The following is a 20,916-nucleotide window of genomic DNA, read 5'->3' on the forward strand; positions in this document are numbered from 1 at the left end:
AGGAGTAGCATTTTTGGAGGTGTTGAAATGGGCGAGAAAGGAATCGAAAAAGTTGAATATGACTATTACGATTATGAAAAGCTATTGGAGAAAGCCTACGATGAGTTGCCGGAGAACGTTAAGCACCACACATCAAGATTTGAGGTTCCAGTTGCCATAGTTACAATTGAGGGCAACAAAACAATTATAGAGAACTTTAAGGATATAGCTGAAGCTATGAATAGAGATCCAAATCACCTGCTTAAGTTCATTCTGAGAGAAGTGGCTACCGCAGGAACCCTTGAAGGAAGAAGAGTCATCCTCCAGGGTAGATTTACACCATATCTCATAGCAAACAAGATGAAAAAGTATCTCAAGGAGTACGTTATCTGTCCAGTGTGTGGTTCACCAGATACAAAGATCACCAAGAAGGGCAGGTTCCATTATCTCAAGTGTGAAGCATGTGGTGCAGAAACACCAATTGCCCACCTGTGATTTAATTCACTCAATCCTTTATTTTTCTAATTTTGTTGTCGAGCGTTTCTGAGCAATTTCTGTGCAATAATTTTACAAAATTAAAAGAGAAGGGTTAGGTTTTGAGCGTTCAGCTGTAGGCATTTGTTCATTATTTTGCAATCATAAAAACCCTTTTAAACTTTACAAACTACAAAATTTAGACTAATGCTAACGGGGGATTTCTATGAGCATGGAGGAAAAGGTGAACGAACTGTATGAAAAGAAGAGGAAGATTTTGCAGATGGGTGGTGAGGCCAAGATTCAGAAGCAGCATGAGAAGGGTAAGCTTACGGCAAGAGAGAGGATTGAGAAACTCCTTGATCCGGGAAGCTTTGTTGAGATCGGTATGTTCGTTAAGCACAGGAACACTGAATTTGGCCTCGACAAAATGGAACTGCCGGCGGATGGCGTTATCACTGGATATGGAACAATTGACGGTAGGTTGGTTTTTGTTTACGCCCAAGACTTCACAGTGATGGGCGGTTCATTAGGGGAAATGCATGCAATGAAGATTAAACGCGTCATGGAACTTGCACTTGAGGCTGGAGCCCCAATAATTGGACTCAACGATTCGGGAGGGGCAAGAATCCAAGAAGGCGTAGATTCACTTAAAGGCTACGGGGAAATCTTTAAGATGAACACAATTTTAAGCGGTGTTGTTCCACAGATTACAGCTATTATGGGCCCCTGTGCTGGTGGTGCAGTTTACAGCCCTGCCATAGGCGACTTCATCCTCATGGTTGACAATCCGGCAACATTCATGTTCATCACCGGACCACAAGTTGTTAAGGCAGTTACTGGAGTTGAAGTCTCACCAACCCAGCTTGGCGGAGCAATGGTTCACGCTCAAAAGAGCGGGCAGGCACACTTAATCGGCAAGAGTGATGAGGAAGTCCTCATGCTCATCAGAAAGCTGTTAAGCTATTTGCCATCAAACAACATGGAGAAGCCTCCGAGGGTTAAAACAAATGACCCACCGTTTAGAAAGAGCGACAGGCTTTACGAAATTGTTCCCGATGATCCGAACAAGGGGTATGATGTTAGGCAGGTGATTTACGAGATTGTCGATAGGGATGCAAATGGAAATCCAGATTTCCTTGAGATTCTGCCTTACTATGCACCAAATGCTGTTGTCGGCTTTGGACGTTTTAACGGTCAGACGGTGGGAATTGTGGCTAATAACCCCATACACCTGGCTGGCGTCCTTGATATCGACAGCTCGGATAAGATTGCGAGATTCGTTAGAACTTGTGATGCGTTTAACATTCCAATTGTAACTTTGGTTGACGTTCCTGGTTATTTACCTGGAGTCCAGCAGGAGTACGGAGGAATAATTAGGCACGGTGCAAAAGTTCTCTACGCTTATGCAGAAGCTACAGTTCCAATGGTGACTGTTATTTTAAGAAAAGCTTACGGTGGAGCCTACTTAGCCATGGGGAGCAAACATTTGGGAGCGGATTTCGTTTTCGCATGGCCTACTGCTGAGATTGCCGTTATGGGTCCCGAGGGTGCTGCGAACATTATCTTCAGGAAGGAGATCGCAAAAGCAGAAAATCCGGAGGAGTTCAAGCAACAAAAAATCAAGGAGTACAGGGATAAGTTTGCCAACCCATACGTTGCAGCTGGAAGAGGGTACATTGATGATGTTATTGATCCGGCAGAGACAAGAGGAAAGATCATTATGGCTCTTGAGGCTTTGGAGAGCAAGAGGGTTAAGCTTCCACCGAAAAAGCATGGGAATATTCCACTGTGAGGTGTTTTGCATGGTTGTTGCTGTTACCATGCAGGAATTCCTTGAAGGGCTTTACATAACAATCCTTGGGGTTACAGTAGTTTTCACCGTTTTAACCATTTTAGCCATTGCAATGTATGCGATTGGTTACTTGGAAAAGCGCTTGGTTGAAAAGGAGAAGGCAAAGGAGGCACCTGTGGTTAGGGAAGAAGCTAAAGTTGAGGAGAAGCCTAAGATTGAACCTAAAAAGCTTGCTGTAATAACAGCAGCAATTTTAGCGTATATAGCTGAGAAAAATGCTCAGCTGAGACCTGTTCCGTTTAAAAGGAAGCCTTCTGATGCTTGGCGTTTATATGGAATTCAAACTCAAATGGAGGAAGTTGAGGATTTCAACTATGAGTTGGGGAAGTGGTGAAGATGAAAGGCAAGGTTAAGGTCATCGTTGATGGTGTCACTTACGAGGTTGAAGTTGAGGAACTTGGCACAGGCAAATTCAGAGTATCATTTGAAGGAGAGAGCTATGAAGTTGAAGCTAAGGACTTAGGAATTCCGTTGAGTGCAATGGAGATGCCAGCTCAAGTGCAAGCTCCTTCAGTATCTGCACCAGCTCCTTCTGCACCTTCGGTAGTTCCTGTTTCAACTCCAGTAGCACCTTCAACTCCAACGTCAGTGTCGGTGGGTGGTAATGTGGTTTCTGCTCCGATGCCTGGTAAGGTTTTGAGGATTTTGGTGAGTGAGGGTGAGAAAGTTAAGACTGGTCAGGGTTTGCTTGTGCTTGAGGCAATGAAAATGGAGAACGAAATACCAGCACCAAAAGACGGGATAGTAAAGAAAATCCTCATAAAAGAAGGCGACACCGTAGACACAAACCAACCACTAATAGAAATAGGGTGAGGGAACATGGGATTAGAACAGGCAATAATAGACTTTTTTGCACACATGGGGTTGCTTAACCTAACTGTAGGTAACGTGGTTATGATACTTGTAGGGCTTACGCTTGTTTATCTGGCAGTGGTCAAAGGTATGGAGCCCTTGCTGTTGCTCCCAATAGGTATAAGTGCCGTGCTCGTGAATCTGCCGTTTACAGGAATAGCTGATCCACCTCATGGACTGTTCTATCTGATCCATCGGTACTTAATCAGCACGGAAGTAGTTCCCCTGCTGATATTCTTTGGTCTTGGTGCAATGACTGATTTTGGCCCAATGATTGCTGATCCTAAGACGGCACTACTTGGTGCAGCTGCTCAGATTGGTGTCTTCATTGCGATGCTCACAGCAGTTGCTTTGGGCTTCACTCTTCAAGAAGCGGCTTCAATTGGCATTATTGGTGGTGCCGATGGCCCTACAACGATTTATTTAACGACAAAACTTGCACCACACCTCTTGGGCGCAACGGCTGTGGCAGCTTACAGCTATATGAGTTTAGTCCCCCTGATCCAGCCGCCGGTTATTAAGGCATTGACAACTCCGGAGGAGAGAAAAATCAGGATGGAGCAGCTGAGGCCAGTCTCAAAACGTGAAAAGATTCTCTTCCCGATTGCATCGATGTTAATTATCGGTCTGCTCGTTCCTTCAGCGGCTCCGTTAATTGGCATGCTCATGATAGGGAATCTCTTCAGAGAGAGCGGTGTCGTTGAAAGGCTCAGCAAAGCGGCAAGGGAAGAGCTTATGAATATCGTCACAATCTTTCTTGGACTTGGAGTCGGTTCAACAATGAGGGCGGAATATTTCTTAACAGCAAAAACCCTAATGATTCTCGCCCTTGGCGTTATCGCATTTGCAACAGCAACTGCCGGCGGTGTCCTCTTAGGAAAGCTTATGATGAAGCTCAGTGGAGGAAAGATAAACCCGATGATAGGGGCAGCTGGAGTTTCAGCAGTGCCAATGTCAGCAAGAGTCGTTCAGAAATTAGCAGCTGAGGAGGATCCAGGCAACTTTATACTGATGCATGCAATGGGCCCAAACGTTGCTGGAGTTATAGGGACTGCTGTCGTTGCTGGAGTCCTGCTTTCAGCGCTTGGATGACTTTCTCTTTTATTCTAATTTTAAGACAATGTTTGAAAGCCATCTGGTTTGGTATTTGACGATTTGTCAATGAAAAGTTTAAATAGGAGTACGGCATTTTAGTTAAGACCGGTGGTAAAAGTGAAAGTTAAGAGCATAATGACGCCAGATCCCGTCGTTATTGAACTGCCTGCAACAAGGAGCTATGCCCTTGAGCTGTTTAAAAAACATAATGTTAGGTCTTTTCCGGTAGTTAGGAGAGGAAATAAAGAGCTGGTTGGTATTGTGAGCATTAAGAGGGTTCTTGTGAATCCTGATGAGGATCAGTTAGCAATGCTCGTTAAGAGAGATGTTCCTGTAGTCAAACCGACCGATGACCTTAAGAAAGCTGTTCGTTTGATGCTCGACTATGACTATAGGAGGGTAATTGTTGTTAATGATGATGGCAAAGTTGTTGGAATCCTAACAGTTGGTGACATTATTAGGAGGTATCTTGCAAAGAATGAGAAGTACAGGAATGTTGAAATTGAGCCCTATTACCAGAGAAATGTCAGTGTTGTGTGGAAGGGAACCCCATTAAAAGCTGCATTAAAAGCCCTTCTCCTCTGCAATGCAATGGCAATTCCGGTGATTGATGATGATGGAAATTTAGTTGGAATAGTTGATGAGACAGATTTACTTAAGGACAGCGAAGTTGTCAGAGTCATGAAGAGTTCTGCTTTGGCGGTCTCGAGTGAAGAGGAGTGGATTCTTGAGAGCAATCCTACTCTGCTCTTTGAAAAAGCAGAACTTCAGCTTCCCAAGAAGCCAGTTGAAGACATTATGACGAAAAATCCAATAATAGCGACGCCTCACATGAGTGTTTACGATGTTGCAAACAAAATGGCTAAATACAAGATTGAACAGCTCCCTGTCATTAGAGGAGAAGGTGACCTTGTAGGATTAATCAGAGATATGGACTTAATAAAGGTAATTGTGAACAGAAGATGACCGAGGTTTTTCTTTCTTTTATAGGTTTTGGAAATGTAGGGAAAGGAGTTGCGAGAGTTCTAATTGAAAAAGCGGAGCAGTTTAGAATAAAGTATGGTTTGAAATTTAGAATCGTTAGCATTTCCGATTCTAAGGCAACGATCTGGGATGAGGGTGGAATAGATTTAAGAGAGGCGTTAATGGTAAAGGAAACTTTTGGAAGCTTGGATAAATGGGGCAACGACTATGAGGTTTATCAGATGTCCCCCATGGAGGTTGTAAAGGAAGTTGAAAGCGACGTTGTTATTGATGTGACCAACGATGTGAATGCATGGAAATGGCATATGGAAGCTTTCAGACATGGTAGGCATGTTGTAACTTCAAACAAACCTCCTTTGGTTTTTCATTTCATGGAACTCACCCAGGAGGCGTATATGAGGAGAGTAAACTATCGCTTTGAAGCAACTGTAATGGCTGGAACTCCAATAATAACCCTTTTGCAGGAAAGCCTCTTGGGGGATGAAATTCTGAGCATTCAGGGAGTTTTCAACGGGACAACAACTTTCATTTTGAGCCAGATGGAGAGAGGACTGAGCTTTGAAGAGGCATTAAAAAAAGCTCAAGAGCTCGGAATAGCTGAGAGAGATCCAAGCACAGATATCAAGGGGATAGACGCTGCTTATAAGGCCACAATCCTCCACAATGTTGCTTTCTATCCAATAAGCTTTGAAAAGTTAAAGATTAGGGGCATTGCTGGAGTATCAATGAGGGATATAGAGAGAGCTAAAAAAGAAGGCAAGGTCATAAGGTTGGTTGCTGAAGTTAAAAAAGGGGAAGTCTCTGTTGAGCCAAGCTTTATTTCCAAAGAATCTCCATTGGCTGTCTATGGAACACAAAATGTTGCGGTAATAGAGACTGATTTATTGGGAAAACTTATAGTTAAAGGTGCAGGTGCAGGGGTTAAAGAGACAGCTTCAGCCGTTGTGAGTGATATCATTAAAGCCGTGATAAGAGAATAACCAAATCTTTATATTTCTATAGTTGAGCTTTCTTCGGTGAGACCATGGAGCATGTGATTGCACTCCATCAGGTATATGGCGAGCTGATATTCAGAGGATTGAAGTCTCACGAAATTAGACGTTCGAGAATTTTTGATGAAGGGGATATTGTCTTCCTTTACATAGCGAGAGGGAATTTATTCACCCTTAAGAGAACACTTGAGAAACTCGGCTTAACTGAGGAGCAACTGCTAACTAAGAGGGGAACGATTGCAGGTGGTTTTGAGGTGGGCGAGGTTATAAAGGCTGATTTTGAGACCCTTTGGGAGCTTACAAAAGATACAAGCGGCTTAACTTTTGTTCACGGGGAAGAGAGGGGCAAGCAGTGGCTTAAGGAATATGTCAAAAATTACGGCTACGCCTTTACCATTGAGAAGCCATTTCTCTTCAAGGAGCCTATAAGCAGAGAAGAGATGAAAGAAAAGTACGGTGTCTTTGTGGAAGGCATCATTCACCTATCAAGCAAGACGAGACAACCTTGGGTTAAAGCCCTGCTTGAGGACTTAATGAGTAGGGAAACAGTTTTTATTTAGCCTTTTTCTTTCTCAAGTTCTTCTGGCTCAATTACCACATAAGGTCCTGTGCTGAGCTTTTTAATTTCTTCCTTTGTCAAAAGTCTGCTCTTGACTTTTTCACCTATCAATGCGCTGTTTCCGAAGGGATCCATAATTTTAACTGTTAATGACCTTCTGCCTTCCTTAACATCTTCAATGTACTCCAAGAGCTCATCGATTTTGTCAACTGCTTCCTTATCGTTTTCCTGTTCTTTAAAGTTCCTTGCCATCAGAAGAGTTTCTTTAACTCTCTCCAAAACACCTTCAACGTTGCTTACGAATCCCTGACTCGCTGGTCCGGGTTCAATCTTTATACCGAGTTCTTCCAGTTCAATTGTCCCGCTCTTGCTCCTCACAACCCTTGTAAACAGATCTTTTTCGTCTTCAACCTTCACTGTGTATAACTTTGGTTCCTTTTCTTCCAGTATCATCACGTCCGCACTTCTGTAGCCGCATTTTTCACAGATGATCGTCGACTCCATGACCTTGCCGAAGTAAGGGATATCATGAATATATTGAATGGCTTTGAGGCTGTTTTTGCCCCCACAGATTGGACAGTTCCCAAGTCTGATCTCTTGAATATTGGCTGTCTTTTCGTTCATGAGAGTCACCAGTAGAAGAGTTCCAGGGGGGTTTATAAATTCATTGTTGAGGAAAGGAAAGAAAGGTTAGCCCCTGTATATTTTTATGTCTGGAGGTGTTACAATGAGCTTGATTTCATACTTAGAAACTTTTGCAAGATCTCCACCAAGCCCATGTACCATACCTTTTATCTGCTCTGCAATCTTCTCCAGTATCTCCTGCTTTGACTCAAGGGGGGTTAAGTCAACTATGACAATATTTCCTTCCTGAATTTCTTCAGAAATCTTTTCAAGATCAGTGTAGCTGGTGACAACGATTTTTTTGATGTATCTAATTTCGGGCTTTGCAATTTCCTTTGCAAGCTCATCCTCCTCAAGGGGGATAACATCAATATCTGCCCTTACTTTCCCTTCAAGTTCCTTCCTTGAAAATTTTAGGGGCTTTCTTTTTGGCTCTTCTTTCTTAATAATTTTGTCAAACAGTCCCATTATTTTTCCCTCCATGAACCTTAGACTGAATTATTTTTGTGCATTGGTGTTTATATTTCTTGTGGAAGGGCGACAAGGGGCTTCGCCCCTTATCTCCCTTTACCCTCAATCCCCATCTTTCTCTATTGGGGAAACTACGTTTCCCTAACCCTTCCTTTTTTCTTAGCTACCGGGGGAGCATAGCTCCCCTCGCCCCTCATATTTTTAAAACTAATATTTGTGGAATGTTATGAGCTTAGTTCAAATCCATAAACTGATTTTGATTTGTGTTCCTTATTCTCTTGCGCTCGAAGAGCGATGTTTTAAGTTGATTTGCTTTGCAAAAATTTTTCATACTTCAAAGACAGAAAAAGGGTGGAAGGGTTCGAAAGTCTTTTAAATACTTTCCTTTTACTCCATCACAGCTTCCCCATGTGTATAAGTGAAGGATGAGCAAAAATGACATTACACATCTTCATTCCAGATTCACTCCTTGAAGAGACAGCCGACCCAAAAATAAGGACATACAAAGTTGGGCAGATAGCAAGGGCAGCTGCAATCTTCGGTGTTGAACACATATGGATTTACAAAGCCGGCGGCAAAGATGGAAAGTTCATAAAACTGATCCTTGACTACGCAGAAACTCCCCAGTACCTCCGTAAGGCATTGTTCCCGATAAGGAAGGAGCTTAAATATGTTGGTGTGATCCCTCCTTTAAGAACTCCCCACCATAAGCTCAAGGGAAGACCCAAGCTGGGGGAAATTCGGGAGGGTGTAATCATTAAAAAGGGAAAGCGGCTTTACGCGGACATTGGCCTTGACGAGCTGGCTCTCGTTGAAGGCTCTGGAGAAGGGCGAATGACGTTCAAAATAGTTTCAGTGAATCCCCTGAGGGTAGTTCCGGCGAAACCTGCTGAATACTGGGGATACAGGGTTCATCTCACGAACAAAACACTGGCAAAAACACTTAAAAAGGCAAGACTTGACTTAGCAATCGCGACCTCACGTAAAGGTGAGGATGTAAGGAAAGTTAAGCTCCCTCCTCTGGAGGGGGAGATCGGATTCGTGTTCGGATCGCCGAGAAAGGGCGTGATGGAGATCCTGAGAGACTTCAATGAGGATTATCCCTTTGATCTAATCCTCAATACGATTCCAAATCAAAAGACAAAAACGGTTAGAACCGAAGAAGCCGTGTTGGCGACTTTGGCGGTGTTTAATTTCATAAGGAGGGATTGATATGGGTAAGATTAGCAAGCCAAGAAGAGGTTCACTGGCGTATTCCCCAAGAAAAAGGGCTAAGAGCATAGTCCCAAGAATTAGGAAGTGGCCTCAAGAGGAAGAAGTGAGGTTACTCGGATTCGCTGGATACAAGGCAGGAATGACTCACATACTCATGATAGATGACAGACCAGGGCTTACAAAGGGCAAAGAGATATTCATGCCGGTTACAATAGTTGAGACTCCACCAATGGTTGTCTTTGGAATCAGAGCGTACAAACAGGGTTATCTTGGTCTTGAAACAGCAACAGAGGTCTGGATTCCAAATCTCAATCCAGACTTAAAGAGAAGGATCAAAACACTTCCAAAGAACTACGATGAAGAGGCATTCCAGCAGAAGCTTGGCGAGCTTGAAGATCTCGTTAAGAGCGGTGAAATTGTTGAAGTTAGGGCATTGGTTCACACTCAGCCAAGGCTCATCAAGCTCAAGAAGAAGCCAGAAGTTATGGAATACGCCGTTGGTGGAAAGAGCGTAGAAGAGAAGTTTGCCTATCTAAAGGAAAAGCTTGGAAAAGAAATCAGGGCAAAGGAAGTCCTCAAGGAAGGTGAGCTTTTGGACGTCATAGCCGTCACAAAGGGCAAAGGAACTCAAGGTCCAGTTAAGAGGTGGGGCATTAAGATTCAGTTCCACAAGGCTCAGAGGGCTGGAAAGGGAAGGCACGTTGGTAACCTCGGCCCATGGCATCCAGCAAGGGTTATGTGGACGGTTCCACAAGCCGGTCAGATGGGCTTCCACCACAGGACAGAGTTCAACAAAAGGTTGATCGCTATTGGTGAAAACGGATTTCTTGAGCTCAATGGCAACAAGATCGAGATTACACCAAAGGGCGGCTTTCCACACTATGGAATCGTTAGGAGTGACTTCCTCATGATTGCAGGTTCAGTGCCAGGTGCGATTAAGAGAATCATCAGAGTCAGACCAGCAATCAGACCACCAGCTAAGAAGCCACCTGTTGAGAGGCCACAGATTACATACGTTAGTAGAGAATCAAAGCAGTGAGGTGAGTTAGATGAAGGTTAAGGTATTTTCACTCAACGGCGAGCCAATTGAGGAGATTGAGTTGCCCAAGGTATTTGAAACCCCCTTCAGACCAGATTTGATTAGAAGAGCTGTCATCGCTTCATGGACACACAGAATTCAGCCCCAGGGTAGAGACCCAATGGCCGGTAAGAGAAGGGTCACAGAGAACATTGGTAAGGGTCATGGAATGGCAAGAGTTGAAAGAATAAAGACCGCTCCAAGGTTTGCTGCATTCGTCCCATTTGCAAGGGGAGGTAGAAGGGCTCATCCGCCAAAGGTCGAGAAGATAATCTGGGAGGATATCAACAGGAAAGAGAAGAAGCTCGCTCTCATGAGTGCAATTGCAGCAACAGCCAACTATGATTTGGTTAGAGCGAGAGGGCACATAATTGACAACGTTCCGCAAATTCCGCTCATCGTTGAGGATGAGCTCGAGAAAATAGGTAAGACAAGGGAGACAAGGGAGATATTTAAGAAACTCGGCATTTGGGACGATATTGAGAGAGCTAAGAAGAACACAAAGGTTAGAGCTGGAAAAGGTAAGATGAGAGGAAGGAGATACAAGAAGGCTAAAGGTCCACTCATCGTCGTTGCAAAGAATGAGGGAATACTCTTAGGTGCAAGGAACCACCCAGGTGTTGATGTTGTATTAGTAGACAACCTTGGAGTTGAGATGCTTGCTCCAGGTACACACCCAGGAAGATTGACAATCTGGACAAAGGGTGCAATTGAGAGATTGAGGGAGATTTACGGGTGATGGAAGATGGATCCGTACAAGGTTATTATCAGACCTGTTGTTACAGAAAAGGCAGTTTCATTGATTGAGAAAGAAAACAAGCTCACATTCATCGTTGACAGAAGGGCTACAAAACAAGACATCAAAAGAGCAGTAGAGGAGATCTACAATGTTAAAGTTGAAAAAGTGAATACACTTATTACAATGAAGGGCGAGAAGAAGGCATATGTTAAGCTCAAGCCTGAATACAGTGCAAGTGAAATTGCTGCCAGGATAGGATTGTTCTGAGGTGGGTGAGAATGGGTAAGAGTTTGATTCAACAGAGGAGAGGTAAAGGAAGTCCAACCTTTAGGGCTCCGTCTCACAGGTATAGGGGAGCTGTGAGGTATATACCCCTTAACCTGACAAAGGAAAAGACAATCGTTGGTAAGGTAGTTGAAATCCTCCACGATCCTGGAAGAACCGCACCAGTTGCAAGGGTTAAGTTTGAAAACGGTCTTGAAAAGCTCATCATAGCCCCAGAGGGACTCTTGGTTGGAGATGAGATAGCAATTGGACCAAACGCACCAATCAAGATAGGCAACACACTTCCGCTTGCAATGATTCCTGAGGGAACCTACATCTATGACATTGAAGCAGTTCCAGGTGATGGAGGAAAGTTTGTAAGAGCCGGCGGTAGCTATGCATTAGTTGTCAGCAGAGAAAAAGACAAGGTCATTGTTCAACTGCCAAGCGGTGAGCTTAAAGCATTCAACCCAATGTGCAGGGCAACAATTGGTGTTGTCGCTGGTGGTGGAAGATTAGAGAAGCCATTAGTTAAGGCGGGTAAGGCATACTATGTCATGAAAGCAAGGAACAGGTTCTGGCCGAAGCCAAGAGGTGTCAAGATGAACGCTGTGAACCACCCACACGGTGGTAAAGAGCACCACATCGGTAGACCAAGCACCGTCTCTCGTAGAGCCCCACCCGGAAGAAAGGTTGGCCATATTGCTGCGAGAAGAACGGGTAGGAGGAAGTGAGGTGATTTGAATGGCAAGAAAAGAGTTTAGATATCGCGGTTACACCCTTGAAGAGCTCTTAAACATGCCTCTTGATAAGGTAGCTGAGCTTTTCCCTGCAAGACAGAGGAGAAGCTTGAAGAGAGGTTTTAGTCCAGAGCAGAAGAAGCTCTTGAGGAAGATTAGGCTGGCTAAGAAGGGCAAATACAAGAAGCCCATCAGAACACACTGCAGGGACATGGTAATCCTCCCAGAGATGGTTGGTATAACAATCTACGTTCACAATGGAAAAGAGTTTGTGCCCGTTGAAATAAAGCCAGAGATGATAGGACACTACTTGGGTGAGTTTGCATTAACAAGAAAGAGAGTCCAGCACGGTTCACCTGGTGTTGGTGCAACAAGATCATCAATGTTCGTTGCAATCAAGTGAGGTGGTATGAATGTCCAGAGGAAGATTTGGCTACTCTTTCCAAAATTTTGATCCAGAAAGGATGGCGAGAGCAAGTGGAAGGGACTTAAGAATATCACCAAAGTTTTCCGTCGAGATATGCAGAGAGATTAGGGGAATGATGCTTAACGATGCAATAAAATTCCTTGATGATGTAATTGCAATGAAGAGACCAGTTCCATTGAGAAGATTCAATGACTCACAGGGGCACAAGAGAGGGAAGGGCTTTGGTCCAGGTAGGTATCCAGTCAAGGTTGCAAAGGCAATAAAGAAGATTCTCCTGAATGCAAAGAACAACGCAGAGCAGAAGGGACTTGATCCAGATAAGCTTAAGATCATCCATGCAGCAGCCCACAGGGGCCCAGTGCTCAGGGGGTACATCCCAAGGGCTTTCGGAAGAGCCACCCCCTTCAACGAGGAGACAACGCACATTGAGATAGTTGTTGAAGAGGTAAGGAGGTGAGCTCATGGCTATTGAGAGATACTTCATTAGAGAAGCAGTTAAAGAAATGCTCATCGATGAATATCTGGAAAAGGAATTAAGGAGAGCAGGTTACGGTGGACTGGACATTAAGAAAACACCTCTTGGAACAAAAGTTATAATCTTTGCAGCAAATCCTGGTTATGTTATAGGTAGAGGTGGGAGAAGAATCAGGGAGCTCACAAGGATTCTTGAGAGGCAGTTTGGATTGGAAAATCCACAGATTGAAGTTGAGGAAATCAAGAACCCCTATCTAAACGCAAAGGTTCAAGCCGTTAGGCTTGCCCAAGCTTTAGAGAGGGGCGTTCACTTCAGAAGGGCAGCTTATGCGGCAATTAGGGCAATTATGAGGAATGGTGCAAGAGGCGTCGAGATTCGCCTAAGCGGGAAGCTTACAGGTGAGAGAGCAAAGAGCATTAGATTTTACCAGGGCTACCTTGCAAAAGTCGGAAACCCTGCAGAGACACTCGTTAGCAAGGGATATGCACAGGCTTTGCTTAAGCTTGGTGTTATTGGTGTTAAAGTTGCAATAATGCCGCCAGAGGCAAGGCTTCCAGATGAAATTGAGATTATTGAGAAGCCACTTGAAGAAGAGGTGAGCGAAGGATGAAGCCCAGTGAAATTAGGGAGATGAGCTTGGAGGAGATTGAGCAGAAAATCAGAGAACTTAGGCTTGAGCTTGCTAAGGAAAGGGGAATGCTCACGATGGGAACGTCTTTGGAGAATCCAATGGTTATTAGGAATCTTAGACGGGATATAGCCCGTTTGTTAACAATTAAAAGGGAGAAGTTGAGAGAAAGAAGGTGATGTTTGGTGCCAAGGATAGTAAACCCTCTGGATGAGATGTTATTTAAAGAGGTATTGAAGGAGCAGCAGAGGATTAAGGTCTATATTGAACGTGCAAGGTATGGAAAGCTGAAGACAATAATTGAAGGTATAGACGAGAAGGAATTTGACCTTGAGGAGATAGCAAAAAAACTGAAGGCGAAGCTGGCATGCGGAGGAACAGTAAAGAAAGGAAGGATCGAGCTTCAAGGGGATCACAGAGAAAAGGTCAAGCAATTGTTGGCAGAGTATGGATTTTCAGAGGACTTAATAGAAATCGAGTGAACAAGAAAAAATTAATATGGCACGAGCTAATAGGGCTGAAAGTGAAAATCAAGAAAAGCTCTCATCCAGAGCTGGTTGGCATTGAGGGTTATGTAATAGACGAGACCAGAAATACGCTTACAATCGTCGGGGAAAAGGTTTGGATAATCCCCAAGAACGTTGCTGAATTTGAGTTTGAAGTTGGCGATAAGAAAATCGTGATCGATGGAAAGGATCTGATTGGAAGACCCGAGATGAGATTGAAGAAGAGGTGGAAAAAATGAGAGACATTGGGTTGAGAATTCAACCTCCCGCTGAAAAATGTGATGATCCAAAGTGCCCCTGGCATGGGCACTTAAAAATCCACGGTAGGGTATTTGAAGGAATAGTTGTCAGTGACAAGCCAAGGAGAACCGTTACAGTTGAAAGGCAGTACTACCACTACCTTAGGAAGTATGAGAGATATGAGCTCAGAAGGAGCAAAATACATGCACACAATCCGCCATGCATCAATGCCAGAGCCGGTGATAGAGTGTTGATTGCTGAGACAAGGCCGTTAAGCAAGACAAAGCACTTTGTCGTTGTTGCAGTTTTGCAGAAAGCTGGTAAGAGGTGATTGTGATGGCAAAGAGAGGAAAGAAAGGTGCTGGTGCAACCAGAGGTGTTTCCCCTGTAAGGCCTACAAGGGCTTTACCCGTTGGTGCTTACCTTAAAGTTGCTGACAACAGCGGTGCAAAGGTAATCCAGATCATTGGCGTTGTTGAATATCACGGCGTTAGAAGAAGGTTAGCAAGTGCGGGCGTTGGCGATATGGTAGTTGCGACGGTTAAAAAGGGAAGACCAGACATGAGGCACCAAGTCGTTAGGGCGGTCATTGTTAGACAGAGAAAAGAATACAGAAGATTGGATGGTATGAGGGTTAAGTTTGAGGACAATGCAGCTGTTATCACAACAGAAGATGGTGTTCCAAGAGGAACTGAAATCAGAGGACCAATCGCAAGAGAAGCAGCTGAGAAGTGGGTTAGATTGGGTGGTATTGCGAGCATAGTATTGTGAGGTGAGAGAGATGAGACTTAAGAGTAAGCAACCAAGAAAGCAGAGGAAGTTTTTATATAACGCTCCTCTCCACTTAAGGCACAAAATAATGAGTGCCACACTATCACCAGAGCTCAGGGAGAAATACGGCGTAAGGAACCTGCCAATAAGGACTGGTGATAAGGTTAGAATTATGCGCGGAGATTACAAGGGTATTGAGGGTAAAGTTGTTGAAGTTGACTTAAGGAGATACAGGATTTACGTTGAGGGAGTTACACTTAAGAAGGTCAATGGAACTGAAGTGTTCTACCCAATACATCCCTCAAACGTTATGATTGTTGAGCTTAACCTTGACGATGAGAGAAGGAAGAAGATAATTGAGAGGAGGGCTTGAATATGGCAAGAAAAGGTGCTAAGAGGCATTTAAAGAGGCTTGCAGCTCCAACTCAGTGGTATATTGAGAGAAAAGCCTATAAGTGGGCTGTGAGACCAAGGCCAGGACCGCACAACATGAGAACATCAATTCCACTCCTTTACATCGTTAGAGATTACCTTGGCTATGCAAAGACGGCAAGAGAGGCAAGAAAGATACTCAACGAAGGCAAAATCCTTGTAGATGGGAAGGCAAGGAAGGATTACAAGTTTCCAGTTGGAATTATGGATGTTGTTTCAATCCCAGAGACTGGTGAGCATTACAGGGTTCTACCAAACAGAATTGGCAAGCTCATCCTTCATCCAATAAGCGAGGAAGAGGCTAAGATAAAACCGCTTAGAATTACCAGGAAGGTCATGGTCAAGGGAGGAAACCTTCAGATTGGCTTCCATGATGGGACTAACTATCTCGTAAAGCTCAGCTCACTCACCGATGAAGTCAAAGACCGCTTCAAGACATCATACACAGTCTTCATGAAGATGCCGGAGAGAGAAATCGTTGAGATACTTCCGTTTGAAATCGGTGCATACGTCTTCGTCACACAGGGTAAGAACGTTGCAAGAATTGGTAAGATAGTTGAGGTCAGACACTTCCCAGCGGGCTGGCCAGATGTCGTTACAATTGAAGATCAAGAAGGTGAGCTCTTCGATACGCTCAAAGAGTATGCCTTCGTTATTGGAAAGGACAAGCCAGGGATTTCACTGCCATGAGGTGAATTGGAATGATAGCAAATAGGGAGCAGATTTTAGCTGATTGGGAAGCTCACCCAATGAGGAGGCCGAGGATAGCTAAGGTCACAATCAACATTGGTGTTGGCGAGAGCGGAGAGAGACTAACCAAAGCAGAGTCAATGCTCCAGCAACTTGTTGGGCAGAAGCCAATTAGGAGAAGGGCAAAGAAAACAAACAGGGATTTCGGAATTAGAAGAGGAGAGCCAATAGCTGTAAAAGTTACACTCAGAGGAAAAAAAGCCTATGAAATGCTCAGAAGACTTTTGGCGGCAGTTGACAATAAGCTCAAGGCATCAAGTTTTGATGAACACGGAAACGTCTGCTTTGGAATTGATGAGCACATCAACATTCCTGGAGTTGAATACGACCCAGAGATCGGTATCTTCGGTATGGATGTGTGTGTCACCCTTGAAAGACCAGGATTTAGAGTTGCAAGAAGGAGGAGAAAGAGAACAAAGATACCCACAAGACACAAACTGACAAAAGAAGAAGGTATGGTTTTCATGCAAGAGGAGTTTGGCGTTGAGATTGTGGAGGGATGATTAATGGCGAAGGCAGACTACAACAGGAGAAAACCGAGAAGGTTTGGTAAGGGTGCGAGAAGGTGCATTCGTTGCGGACAGTATGGGCCGATCATCAGAATCCACGGGCTTATGTTGTGCAGGCACTGCTTTAGAGAGATGGCTCCAAAGTTAGGATTTAGGAAATACGAGTGAGGTGAGAGAAAATGACTTTGCTTGATCCGCTGGCAAATGCCCTATCTCATATCACAAACAGTGAGAAGGTTGGGAAGAAGGAGGTTTATATAAAGCCAGCCTCAAAGCTCATTGGGGAAGTTTTGAGGGTTATGCAGGAAAATGGTTACATTGGCGAATTCGAGTTCATCGACGACGGAAGGGCTGGAATTTACAGAGTTCAGCTCATAGGCAAGATAAACAAGGCTGGCGCAATAAAACCAAGATTTCCCGTCAAAGCCAGAGACTATGAGTACTGGGAGAAGAGATTCCTCCCGGCATTCGAGTTTGGAATACTGATAGTCTCAACATCCCAGGGTGTAATGACTCACAAAGAGGCAAGAGATAAGGGGATTGGTGGAAGGCTGATAGCCTACGTCTACTGAGGTGAGAGAGATGCCAATTGACGCATGGGTAAGGGAAGAAGTTGAAATTCCAGAGGGAGTTGAGGTCACTGTTGAGAATAACCTTGTTAAAGTAAAGGGTCCAAAGGGAGAGCTTGAGAGAGAGCTGAAGTATCCGGGAGTCAGGATATTCACGGAGGACGGTAAGGTTGTGATTTACAAGGACTTTCCAAGGAGGAAGGACATAGCAATTGCAAGAACATTCAAGGCACACATAAACAACATGATTAAGGGTGTAACAGAGGGCTTCACATACAAGCTTAAGGTTGTTTACAGCCACTTCCCGATTACCGTTAAGGTTCAGGGAGATAAAGTTGTCATCGAGAACTTCCTTGGTGAAAAAGCTCCAAGAATAGCTCAAATACTGCCGGGAGTCAAAGTCAAAGTCCAGGGACAGGAAATCATCGTTGAAGGGATCGATAAAGAAAAAGTGGGACAAACTGCCGCAAATATTGAGCAGGCAACGAGGATTACAAAGTGGGATAGAAGAGTGTTCCAAGATGGAATTTACATTGTTGAGAAGGCTGGCAAGCCTATAAAATTCTGAGGTGTGAGAAATGAATGAGAAAGCGAGACTCTTAAGAATTAGGGCAAAGCTCAAGAGGAAAAAGCCCAAGTTCCTCAGGCAGGAATGGTGGCGCTTTCCAAAGTTCAAGAATGATCCAAAGTGGAGAAGGCCAAAGGGAATTGACAGCAAGATGAGACTCAAGAAAAAGGGCAAGCCAAGGTCACCAAGCATTGGATGGAGCTCACCCAAACTTGTTAGAGGATTACATCCAAGTGGGTATGAGGAAGTGTTAGTTCACAACGTCAAGGAGCTTGAAGCCCTTGACCCGGCAAGACAGGCAGCAAGGATTGCAAGAACCGTTGGAAAGAAGAAGAGGATTATGATAGTTGAGAGAGCCAGAGAGCTGGGTATTAAGGTGCTCAATGGGTGATAATCATGAGAATGCAGAGAAGAATTGCTGCTGAGATTTTGAAATGTGGTGAGAACAGAATTTGGATTGACCCTGAGAGAATTGAGGATGTCAAATCCGCAATTACAAGGGAAGATATTAAGCGTTTGATAAAAGAGGGGGTCATTAAGAAAAAACCAGTCAAGGGACAGAGCACTTACAGAGCTAAAATAAGGCACGAGCAGAGAAAGAAAGGAAGACACAGGGGGCCAGGAAGCAGAAAGGGTAAGAAGACAGCGAGAATGGGCAAGAAGGAGAGATGGATTATGACCATCAGGGCATTGAGAAAAGAACTTAGAAAGCTCAAGGCAGAGAAGAAGATAGATGTTCACACCTACAGGAGATTGTACATAAGAGCAAAAGGTGGACAGTTCAAGAACAAGCACCAGCTCTACCTGTTCCTTGAGGAGAAGGGAATATTGAAGAGGTGATATAAATGGCACACGGACCAAGATATAGGGTTCCATTCAGGAGAAGGAGAGAAGGTAAGACTAACTATCACAAGCGCTTAGCCCTACTCAAGTCGGGCAAGCCAAGGTTAGTTGTTAGAAAAACATTAAACCATCACATTGCCCAAATCATCGTTTACGATCCAAAAGGTGACAGAACTTTGGTTTCAGCTCATACAAGGGAATTGATGAGGGACTTTGGCTGGAAGGGGCATGGAGGAAACACACCAAGTGCTTATCTGCTTGGTCTGCTTATCGGTTACAAGGCGTTGCAGAAAGGAATAAGCGAAGCCATCCTTGATATAGGCTTACACCCACCAACAAGAGGTTCGAGCATCTTTGCAGTCCTTAAAGGTGCAGTTGACGCTGGTTTAAACGTTCCGCACAGCGAGGAAATTTACCCAGAGGATTATAGGATCAGGGGAGAACACATAGCCGAATACGCTAAGATGCTCAAAGAGGAAGATGAAGAGAGGTATAGGAGACAGTTTGGCGGTTATCTCCTTAAGGGTCTCGAACCTGAAAAGCTCCCAGAGCACTTTGATGAGGTCAAAGCGAGAATAATTGAAAAGTTTGAGGAGGCGAGAGAATGAGCCAAGACTGGAGGGAATACGCTCAAAGGGTATTGGAGGAGTGGCAGCCCAGGACTAAGTTGGGCATGCTTGTTAAAGAAGGACAGATTACCGACATTCATGAAGTATTCAGAAAAGGGTACCAGATTAAGGAGCCAGAGATTGTTGACGTTTTACTGCCGGAGGTTAACGCAAGGGAAAACCAGCAAGTTCTTGACATTGCCCTGACAGTTAGAATGACTGACAGCGGTAGAAGGGTAAGATTCAGGGTCTTGGCAGCAGTTGGTAACAGAGATGGCTATGTCGGATTGGGCATTGGTCACGGAAAGGAAGTGGGAATTGCAATTAGAAAAGCGATAAACTACGCCAAGATGAACATCATTGAAATTAAGAGGGGCTGTGGTTCATGGGAGTGCAGATGCAGGAGACCGCACTCAGTTCCATTCACCGTTGAGGGGAAAGAGGGAAGCGTTAGGGTTAAGCTCATGCCTGGACCAAGAGGTCTTGGTCTCGTTATAGGCGATGTGGGCAAGAAGATACTAACATTGGCGGGAGTTAAAGACGTCTGGAGCCAGAGCTTTGGTGAAACAAGAACAACAGTTAACTTCGCAAAGGCAGTGTTCGATGCACTCTACAACACTAACAGGGTTGCCATTAAACCAGAAATGATTGAGAAGTACGGTATAGTCGTTGGTAGAGAGATGCCCCAGAGCTTTGAACTGTGAGGTGAGCAAAGATGGCAAAAATAGCAATAATTAGGGTTAGAGGAAGGGTTGGAGTTAAGAGACCAGTGAAGGATACACTTGCAATGCTCAGACTTCACAAGGTTAATCATCTCGTTATAGTTGATGACACGCCAAGCTACAAGGGAATGATTCAGAAGGCAAAGGACTACATTACATGGGGTGAAATTAACGCAGAAACACTTGCAAAGCTCATAAGGAAGAGGGGCAGATTAATCGGGAACAAGAGGGTTACAGATGAGTACGTTCAGGAGAAGCTCGGAATGACAATTGAAGAATTCGCAGAAAAAGTCATTAACGGAGAAATGAAGCTCAGCGACTTGCCAAATCTTAAGCCAGTCTTTAGACTCCATCCACCAAGGGGGGGCTTCAAGGGAAGCAAGAAGAGGACATTCAAAGAGGGAGGAGCTTTGGGCTACAGAGGCGAGAAGATTAATGAGCTTATAGAAAGAATGCTGTGAGGTGCTTGTGATGATTAGGAGAAGGAAGAAAGTGAGAAAGCTTCGTGGTTCCCACACTCATGGCTGGGGATGCAAGAAAAAGCACAGGGGCGGAGGTCACAAAGGCGGTAGAGGAATGGCAGGAACTGGGAAGAGAAAGAAGACAAAGTGGACTTGGGTTATTAAGTACATGCCTGATCATCTCGGTAAGAGAGGATTCAGCAGACCAAAAGCTGTCCAAAGAGAAATTGTTGCTGTTAACTTGAAGTTCATTGATGAGCACTTGGACGAGCTCATGCAGATGGGAGTTGCATATGAAGAGAATGGAAAGATCATCGTTGACACAACCCAGTTCGCCGACAAAGTCTTAGGTACTGGAAAGCTCACAAAGCCTTTGGTCATTAAAGCTTATGCATTCTCCCCCAAGGCTCAGGAAAAGATTAGAGAAGCAGGGGGAGAGGCTGTCCTTGCTTGATCTTTTTATTTTAACTTTTGGCAGGTGTTAAT

At 44.3% G+C, this 20,916-nt stretch carries 35 protein-coding genes; 33 read left to right on the forward strand and 2 right to left on the reverse strand.

Features of this window, described 5'->3' with window-relative positions; genetic code table 11:
* Window positions 1–27 precede the first annotated feature (27 nt).
* From VFC49_RS09955 to VFC49_RS09990, 8 genes are all read left to right on the forward strand, one after another.
* Window positions 28–474 carry a translation initiation factor IF-2 subunit beta gene (locus tag VFC49_RS09955; RefSeq protein WP_013466355.1) on the forward strand — a complete coding sequence of 149 codons (447 nt, stop codon included), beginning with the start codon at window positions 28–30 and terminating at the stop codon, window positions 472–474.
* Window positions 475–679: 205 nt separating this feature from the next.
* On the forward strand, window positions 680–2,248 hold the full coding sequence (locus VFC49_RS09960; protein WP_324735433.1) for a carboxyl transferase domain-containing protein: 1,569 nt from the start codon (window positions 680–682) through the stop codon (window positions 2,246–2,248).
* A gap of 10 nt (window positions 2,249–2,258) precedes the next feature.
* A complete protein-coding gene (locus VFC49_RS09965; RefSeq protein ID WP_324735434.1) occupies window positions 2,259–2,642 on the forward strand; it encodes an OadG family protein in 384 nt (127 codons plus the stop codon).
* Window positions 2,643–2,644: 2 nt separating this feature from the next.
* Window positions 2,645–3,121, forward strand: a complete 477-nt coding sequence (locus tag VFC49_RS09970) for an acetyl-CoA carboxylase biotin carboxyl carrier protein subunit (RefSeq protein WP_324736735.1) — start codon at window positions 2,645–2,647, stop codon at window positions 3,119–3,121.
* Between the two features lie 6 nt (window positions 3,122–3,127).
* Window positions 3,128–4,252 (forward strand): sodium ion-translocating decarboxylase subunit beta, encoded by a 1,125-nt coding sequence (locus VFC49_RS09975; protein WP_013466359.1) that lies wholly within the window; start codon window positions 3,128–3,130, stop codon window positions 4,250–4,252.
* A gap of 120 nt (window positions 4,253–4,372) precedes the next feature.
* Complete coding sequence (locus VFC49_RS09980) at window positions 4,373–5,221, forward strand: CBS domain-containing protein (RefSeq protein ID WP_324736736.1); 849 nt, start codon at window positions 4,373–4,375, stop codon at window positions 5,219–5,221.
* Window positions 5,218–6,219 carry a homoserine dehydrogenase gene (locus VFC49_RS09985; protein ID WP_324735435.1) on the forward strand — a complete coding sequence of 334 codons (1,002 nt, stop codon included), beginning with the start codon at window positions 5,218–5,220 and terminating at the stop codon, window positions 6,217–6,219. The genes VFC49_RS09980 and VFC49_RS09985 overlap by 4 nt, the downstream gene beginning before the upstream one ends.
* A 44-nt stretch (window positions 6,220–6,263) precedes the next feature.
* Window positions 6,264–6,791, forward strand: coding sequence for an ASCH domain-containing protein (locus VFC49_RS09990; RefSeq protein ID WP_324735436.1), 528 nt, complete (start codon window positions 6,264–6,266; stop codon window positions 6,789–6,791).
* Here the strand turns inward: VFC49_RS09990 and VFC49_RS09995 are convergent.
* Together VFC49_RS09995 and VFC49_RS10000 are read right to left on the reverse strand one after the other, a co-directional pair.
* Window positions 6,788–7,414, reverse strand: coding sequence for a ZPR1 zinc finger domain-containing protein (locus tag VFC49_RS09995; protein ID WP_324735437.1), 627 nt, complete (start codon window positions 7,412–7,414; stop codon window positions 6,788–6,790). The genes VFC49_RS09990 and VFC49_RS09995 overlap by 4 nt on opposite strands.
* Window positions 7,415–7,480: 66 nt before the next feature.
* Window positions 7,481–7,882, reverse strand: coding sequence for a cell division protein SepF (locus VFC49_RS10000; protein WP_324735438.1), 402 nt, complete (start codon window positions 7,880–7,882; stop codon window positions 7,481–7,483).
* 438 nt (window positions 7,883–8,320) lie between these two features.
* Between VFC49_RS10000 and VFC49_RS10005 the strand changes: the two genes are divergently transcribed.
* From VFC49_RS10005 to VFC49_RS10125, 25 genes are read left to right on the forward strand one after another with little or no spacing between them, the layout of a single operon-like run.
* Window positions 8,321–9,097, forward strand: a complete 777-nt coding sequence (locus tag VFC49_RS10005) for a putative RNA uridine N3 methyltransferase (RefSeq protein WP_324735439.1) — start codon at window positions 8,321–8,323, stop codon at window positions 9,095–9,097.
* A 1-nt stretch (window position 9,098) separates the two neighbouring features.
* Entirely contained in the window at window positions 9,099–10,139 is a 1,041-nt protein-coding gene (locus VFC49_RS10010) for a 50S ribosomal protein L3 (protein ID WP_324735440.1), read from the forward strand.
* Window positions 10,140–10,149: 10 nt separating this feature from the next.
* Window positions 10,150–10,917: a 50S ribosomal protein L4 gene (gene rpl4p, locus VFC49_RS10015; RefSeq protein WP_324735441.1), complete on the forward strand. Its 768-nt coding sequence runs from the start codon at window positions 10,150–10,152 to the stop codon at window positions 10,915–10,917.
* Window positions 10,918–10,923: 6 nt separating this feature from the next.
* Entirely contained in the window at window positions 10,924–11,184 is a 261-nt protein-coding gene (locus VFC49_RS10020) for a 50S ribosomal protein L23 (RefSeq protein ID WP_013466369.1), read from the forward strand.
* Window positions 11,185–11,195: 11 nt separating this feature from the next.
* Window positions 11,196–11,915 carry a 50S ribosomal protein L2 gene (locus VFC49_RS10025; protein WP_013466370.1) on the forward strand — a complete coding sequence of 240 codons (720 nt, stop codon included), beginning with the start codon at window positions 11,196–11,198 and terminating at the stop codon, window positions 11,913–11,915.
* 10 nt (window positions 11,916–11,925) lie between these two features.
* On the forward strand, window positions 11,926–12,324 hold the full coding sequence (gene rpsS / locus VFC49_RS10030) for a 30S ribosomal protein S19 (protein WP_013466371.1): 399 nt from the start codon (window positions 11,926–11,928) through the stop codon (window positions 12,322–12,324).
* A gap of 10 nt (window positions 12,325–12,334) precedes the next feature.
* Window positions 12,335–12,805, forward strand: a complete 471-nt coding sequence (gene rplV, locus VFC49_RS10035; protein WP_324735442.1) for a 50S ribosomal protein L22 — start codon at window positions 12,335–12,337, stop codon at window positions 12,803–12,805.
* Between the two features lie 4 nt (window positions 12,806–12,809).
* Complete coding sequence (rpsC, locus tag VFC49_RS10040) at window positions 12,810–13,433, forward strand: 30S ribosomal protein S3 (RefSeq protein WP_013466373.1); 624 nt, start codon at window positions 12,810–12,812, stop codon at window positions 13,431–13,433.
* Window positions 13,430–13,630: a 50S ribosomal protein L29 gene (rpmC, locus tag VFC49_RS10045; RefSeq protein ID WP_013466374.1), complete on the forward strand. Its 201-nt coding sequence runs from the start codon at window positions 13,430–13,432 to the stop codon at window positions 13,628–13,630. Before rpsC ends, rpmC begins: the two co-directional genes overlap by 4 nt.
* A gap of 3 nt (window positions 13,631–13,633) precedes the next feature.
* Complete coding sequence (gene yciH, locus VFC49_RS10050) at window positions 13,634–13,933, forward strand: stress response translation initiation inhibitor YciH (RefSeq protein ID WP_193385904.1); 300 nt, start codon at window positions 13,634–13,636, stop codon at window positions 13,931–13,933.
* Window positions 13,819–14,196 (forward strand): ribonuclease P protein component 1, encoded by a 378-nt coding sequence (locus VFC49_RS10055; protein WP_324735443.1) that lies wholly within the window; start codon window positions 13,819–13,821, stop codon window positions 14,194–14,196. The genes yciH and VFC49_RS10055 overlap by 115 nt, the downstream gene beginning before the upstream one ends.
* A complete protein-coding gene (locus VFC49_RS10060) occupies window positions 14,193–14,528 on the forward strand; it encodes a 30S ribosomal protein S17 (protein WP_324735444.1) in 336 nt (111 codons plus the stop codon). The genes VFC49_RS10055 and VFC49_RS10060 overlap by 4 nt, the downstream gene beginning before the upstream one ends.
* Before the next feature lie 5 nt (window positions 14,529–14,533).
* Window positions 14,534–14,968 (forward strand): 50S ribosomal protein L14, encoded by a 435-nt coding sequence (locus VFC49_RS10065; protein ID WP_013466378.1) that lies wholly within the window; start codon window positions 14,534–14,536, stop codon window positions 14,966–14,968.
* A 10-nt stretch (window positions 14,969–14,978) separates the two neighbouring features.
* Window positions 14,979–15,341 carry a 50S ribosomal protein L24 gene (gene rplX / locus VFC49_RS10070; protein ID WP_324735445.1) on the forward strand — a complete coding sequence of 121 codons (363 nt, stop codon included), beginning with the start codon at window positions 14,979–14,981 and terminating at the stop codon, window positions 15,339–15,341.
* A 2-nt stretch (window positions 15,342–15,343) separates the two neighbouring features.
* A complete protein-coding gene (locus VFC49_RS10075) occupies window positions 15,344–16,090 on the forward strand; it encodes a 30S ribosomal protein S4e (protein WP_324735446.1) in 747 nt (248 codons plus the stop codon).
* 11 nt (window positions 16,091–16,101) lie between these two features.
* Window positions 16,102–16,653, forward strand: a complete 552-nt coding sequence (locus VFC49_RS10080; RefSeq protein WP_324735447.1) for a 50S ribosomal protein L5 — start codon at window positions 16,102–16,104, stop codon at window positions 16,651–16,653.
* 3 nt (window positions 16,654–16,656) lie between these two features.
* Complete coding sequence (locus tag VFC49_RS10085; protein WP_013466382.1) at window positions 16,657–16,827, forward strand: 30S ribosomal protein S14; 171 nt, start codon at window positions 16,657–16,659, stop codon at window positions 16,825–16,827.
* Between the two features lie 11 nt (window positions 16,828–16,838).
* Entirely contained in the window at window positions 16,839–17,231 is a 393-nt protein-coding gene (locus tag VFC49_RS10090) for a 30S ribosomal protein S8 (protein WP_167885271.1), read from the forward strand.
* 10 nt (window positions 17,232–17,241) lie between these two features.
* Window positions 17,242–17,796 carry a 50S ribosomal protein L6 gene (locus VFC49_RS10095; RefSeq protein WP_324735448.1) on the forward strand — a complete coding sequence of 185 codons (555 nt, stop codon included), beginning with the start codon at window positions 17,242–17,244 and terminating at the stop codon, window positions 17,794–17,796.
* Between the two features lie 10 nt (window positions 17,797–17,806).
* Complete coding sequence (locus VFC49_RS10100) at window positions 17,807–18,187, forward strand: 50S ribosomal protein L32e (protein WP_013466385.1); 381 nt, start codon at window positions 17,807–17,809, stop codon at window positions 18,185–18,187.
* Window positions 18,188–18,192: 5 nt separating this feature from the next.
* On the forward strand, window positions 18,193–18,636 hold the full coding sequence (locus VFC49_RS10105) for a 50S ribosomal protein L19e (protein ID WP_373419378.1): 444 nt from the start codon (window positions 18,193–18,195) through the stop codon (window positions 18,634–18,636).
* Window positions 18,637–18,641: 5 nt separating this feature from the next.
* A complete protein-coding gene (locus VFC49_RS10110; RefSeq protein ID WP_056933121.1) occupies window positions 18,642–19,247 on the forward strand; it encodes a 50S ribosomal protein L18 in 606 nt (201 codons plus the stop codon).
* Entirely contained in the window at window positions 19,244–19,951 is a 708-nt protein-coding gene (gene rpsE / locus VFC49_RS10115) for a 30S ribosomal protein S5 (RefSeq protein WP_324735449.1), read from the forward strand. The genes VFC49_RS10110 and rpsE overlap by 4 nt, the downstream gene beginning before the upstream one ends.
* An 11-nt stretch (window positions 19,952–19,962) precedes the next feature.
* Window positions 19,963–20,430: a 50S ribosomal protein L30 gene (locus VFC49_RS10120; RefSeq protein WP_324735450.1), complete on the forward strand. Its 468-nt coding sequence runs from the start codon at window positions 19,963–19,965 to the stop codon at window positions 20,428–20,430.
* A gap of 10 nt (window positions 20,431–20,440) precedes the next feature.
* Window positions 20,441–20,884 carry an uL15m family ribosomal protein gene (locus tag VFC49_RS10125; protein ID WP_013466390.1) on the forward strand — a complete coding sequence of 148 codons (444 nt, stop codon included), beginning with the start codon at window positions 20,441–20,443 and terminating at the stop codon, window positions 20,882–20,884.
* The last annotated feature ends 32 nt before the right edge of the window (window positions 20,885–20,916 follow it).

Origin of the sequence: Thermococcus sp. SY098 (assembly GCF_035621495.1) — an archaeon.
Classification (GTDB): Archaea; Methanobacteriota_B; Thermococci; order Thermococcales; family Thermococcaceae; genus Thermococcus_B.

Excerpts from the sequence above, each read along its gene's own strand:
- VFC49_RS10090 (WP_167885271.1), top strand. The coding sequence starts at position 16,839 with ATGACTTTGCTTGATCCGCTGGCAAATGCCCTATCTCATATCACAAAC.
- rpl4p (WP_324735441.1), top strand. The coding sequence starts at position 10,150 with ATGAAGGTTAAGGTATTTTCACTCAACGGCGAGCCAATTGAGGAGATT.
- VFC49_RS10085 (WP_013466382.1), top strand. The coding sequence starts at position 16,657 with ATGGCGAAGGCAGACTACAACAGGAGAAAACCGAGAAGGTTTGGTAAG.
- VFC49_RS10010 (WP_324735440.1), top strand. The coding sequence starts at position 9,099 with ATGGGTAAGATTAGCAAGCCAAGAAGAGGTTCACTGGCGTATTCCCCA.
- VFC49_RS09960 (WP_324735433.1), top strand. The coding sequence starts at position 680 with ATGAGCATGGAGGAAAAGGTGAACGAACTGTATGAAAAGAAGAGGAAG.
- rpmC (WP_013466374.1), top strand. The coding sequence starts at position 13,430 with ATGAAGCCCAGTGAAATTAGGGAGATGAGCTTGGAGGAGATTGAGCAG.
- VFC49_RS10055 (WP_324735443.1), top strand. The coding sequence starts at position 13,819 with ATGCGGAGGAACAGTAAAGAAAGGAAGGATCGAGCTTCAAGGGGATCA.
- VFC49_RS10025 (WP_013466370.1), top strand. The coding sequence starts at position 11,196 with ATGGGTAAGAGTTTGATTCAACAGAGGAGAGGTAAAGGAAGTCCAACC.
- VFC49_RS09965 (WP_324735434.1), top strand. The coding sequence starts at position 2,259 with ATGGTTGTTGCTGTTACCATGCAGGAATTCCTTGAAGGGCTTTACATA.
- VFC49_RS10065 (WP_013466378.1), top strand. The coding sequence starts at position 14,534 with ATGGCAAAGAGAGGAAAGAAAGGTGCTGGTGCAACCAGAGGTGTTTCC.
- VFC49_RS09995 (WP_324735437.1), bottom strand. The coding sequence starts at position 7,414 with ATGAACGAAAAGACAGCCAATATTCAAGAGATCAGACTTGGGAACTGT.
- VFC49_RS09955 (WP_013466355.1), top strand. The coding sequence starts at position 28 with ATGGGCGAGAAAGGAATCGAAAAAGTTGAATATGACTATTACGATTAT.
- VFC49_RS09990 (WP_324735436.1), top strand. The coding sequence starts at position 6,264 with ATGGAGCATGTGATTGCACTCCATCAGGTATATGGCGAGCTGATATTC.
- rpsE (WP_324735449.1), top strand. The coding sequence starts at position 19,244 with ATGAGCCAAGACTGGAGGGAATACGCTCAAAGGGTATTGGAGGAGTGG.
- VFC49_RS10110 (WP_056933121.1), top strand. The coding sequence starts at position 18,642 with ATGGCACACGGACCAAGATATAGGGTTCCATTCAGGAGAAGGAGAGAA.
- rpsC (WP_013466373.1), top strand. The coding sequence starts at position 12,810 with ATGGCTATTGAGAGATACTTCATTAGAGAAGCAGTTAAAGAAATGCTC.
- VFC49_RS10005 (WP_324735439.1), top strand. The coding sequence starts at position 8,321 with ATGACATTACACATCTTCATTCCAGATTCACTCCTTGAAGAGACAGCC.
- rpsS (WP_013466371.1), top strand. The coding sequence starts at position 11,926 with ATGGCAAGAAAAGAGTTTAGATATCGCGGTTACACCCTTGAAGAGCTC.
- VFC49_RS10080 (WP_324735447.1), top strand. The coding sequence starts at position 16,102 with ATGATAGCAAATAGGGAGCAGATTTTAGCTGATTGGGAAGCTCACCCA.
- rplX (WP_324735445.1), top strand. The coding sequence starts at position 14,979 with ATGAGACTTAAGAGTAAGCAACCAAGAAAGCAGAGGAAGTTTTTATAT.
- VFC49_RS10095 (WP_324735448.1), top strand. The coding sequence starts at position 17,242 with ATGCCAATTGACGCATGGGTAAGGGAAGAAGTTGAAATTCCAGAGGGA.
- VFC49_RS09985 (WP_324735435.1), top strand. The coding sequence starts at position 5,218 with ATGACCGAGGTTTTTCTTTCTTTTATAGGTTTTGGAAATGTAGGGAAA.
- VFC49_RS10120 (WP_324735450.1), top strand. The coding sequence starts at position 19,963 with ATGGCAAAAATAGCAATAATTAGGGTTAGAGGAAGGGTTGGAGTTAAG.
- VFC49_RS09975 (WP_013466359.1), top strand. The coding sequence starts at position 3,128 with ATGGGATTAGAACAGGCAATAATAGACTTTTTTGCACACATGGGGTTG.
- VFC49_RS10060 (WP_324735444.1), top strand. The coding sequence starts at position 14,193 with ATGAGAGACATTGGGTTGAGAATTCAACCTCCCGCTGAAAAATGTGAT.
- VFC49_RS10020 (WP_013466369.1), top strand. The coding sequence starts at position 10,924 with ATGGATCCGTACAAGGTTATTATCAGACCTGTTGTTACAGAAAAGGCA.
- rplV (WP_324735442.1), top strand. The coding sequence starts at position 12,335 with ATGTCCAGAGGAAGATTTGGCTACTCTTTCCAAAATTTTGATCCAGAA.
- VFC49_RS09970 (WP_324736735.1), top strand. The coding sequence starts at position 2,645 with ATGAAAGGCAAGGTTAAGGTCATCGTTGATGGTGTCACTTACGAGGTT.
- VFC49_RS10100 (WP_013466385.1), top strand. The coding sequence starts at position 17,807 with ATGAATGAGAAAGCGAGACTCTTAAGAATTAGGGCAAAGCTCAAGAGG.
- VFC49_RS10105 (WP_373419378.1), top strand. The coding sequence starts at position 18,193 with ATGAGAATGCAGAGAAGAATTGCTGCTGAGATTTTGAAATGTGGTGAG.
- VFC49_RS10000 (WP_324735438.1), bottom strand. The coding sequence starts at position 7,882 with ATGGGACTGTTTGACAAAATTATTAAGAAAGAAGAGCCAAAAAGAAAG.
- VFC49_RS10075 (WP_324735446.1), top strand. The coding sequence starts at position 15,344 with ATGGCAAGAAAAGGTGCTAAGAGGCATTTAAAGAGGCTTGCAGCTCCA.
- VFC49_RS10125 (WP_013466390.1), top strand. The coding sequence starts at position 20,441 with ATGATTAGGAGAAGGAAGAAAGTGAGAAAGCTTCGTGGTTCCCACACT.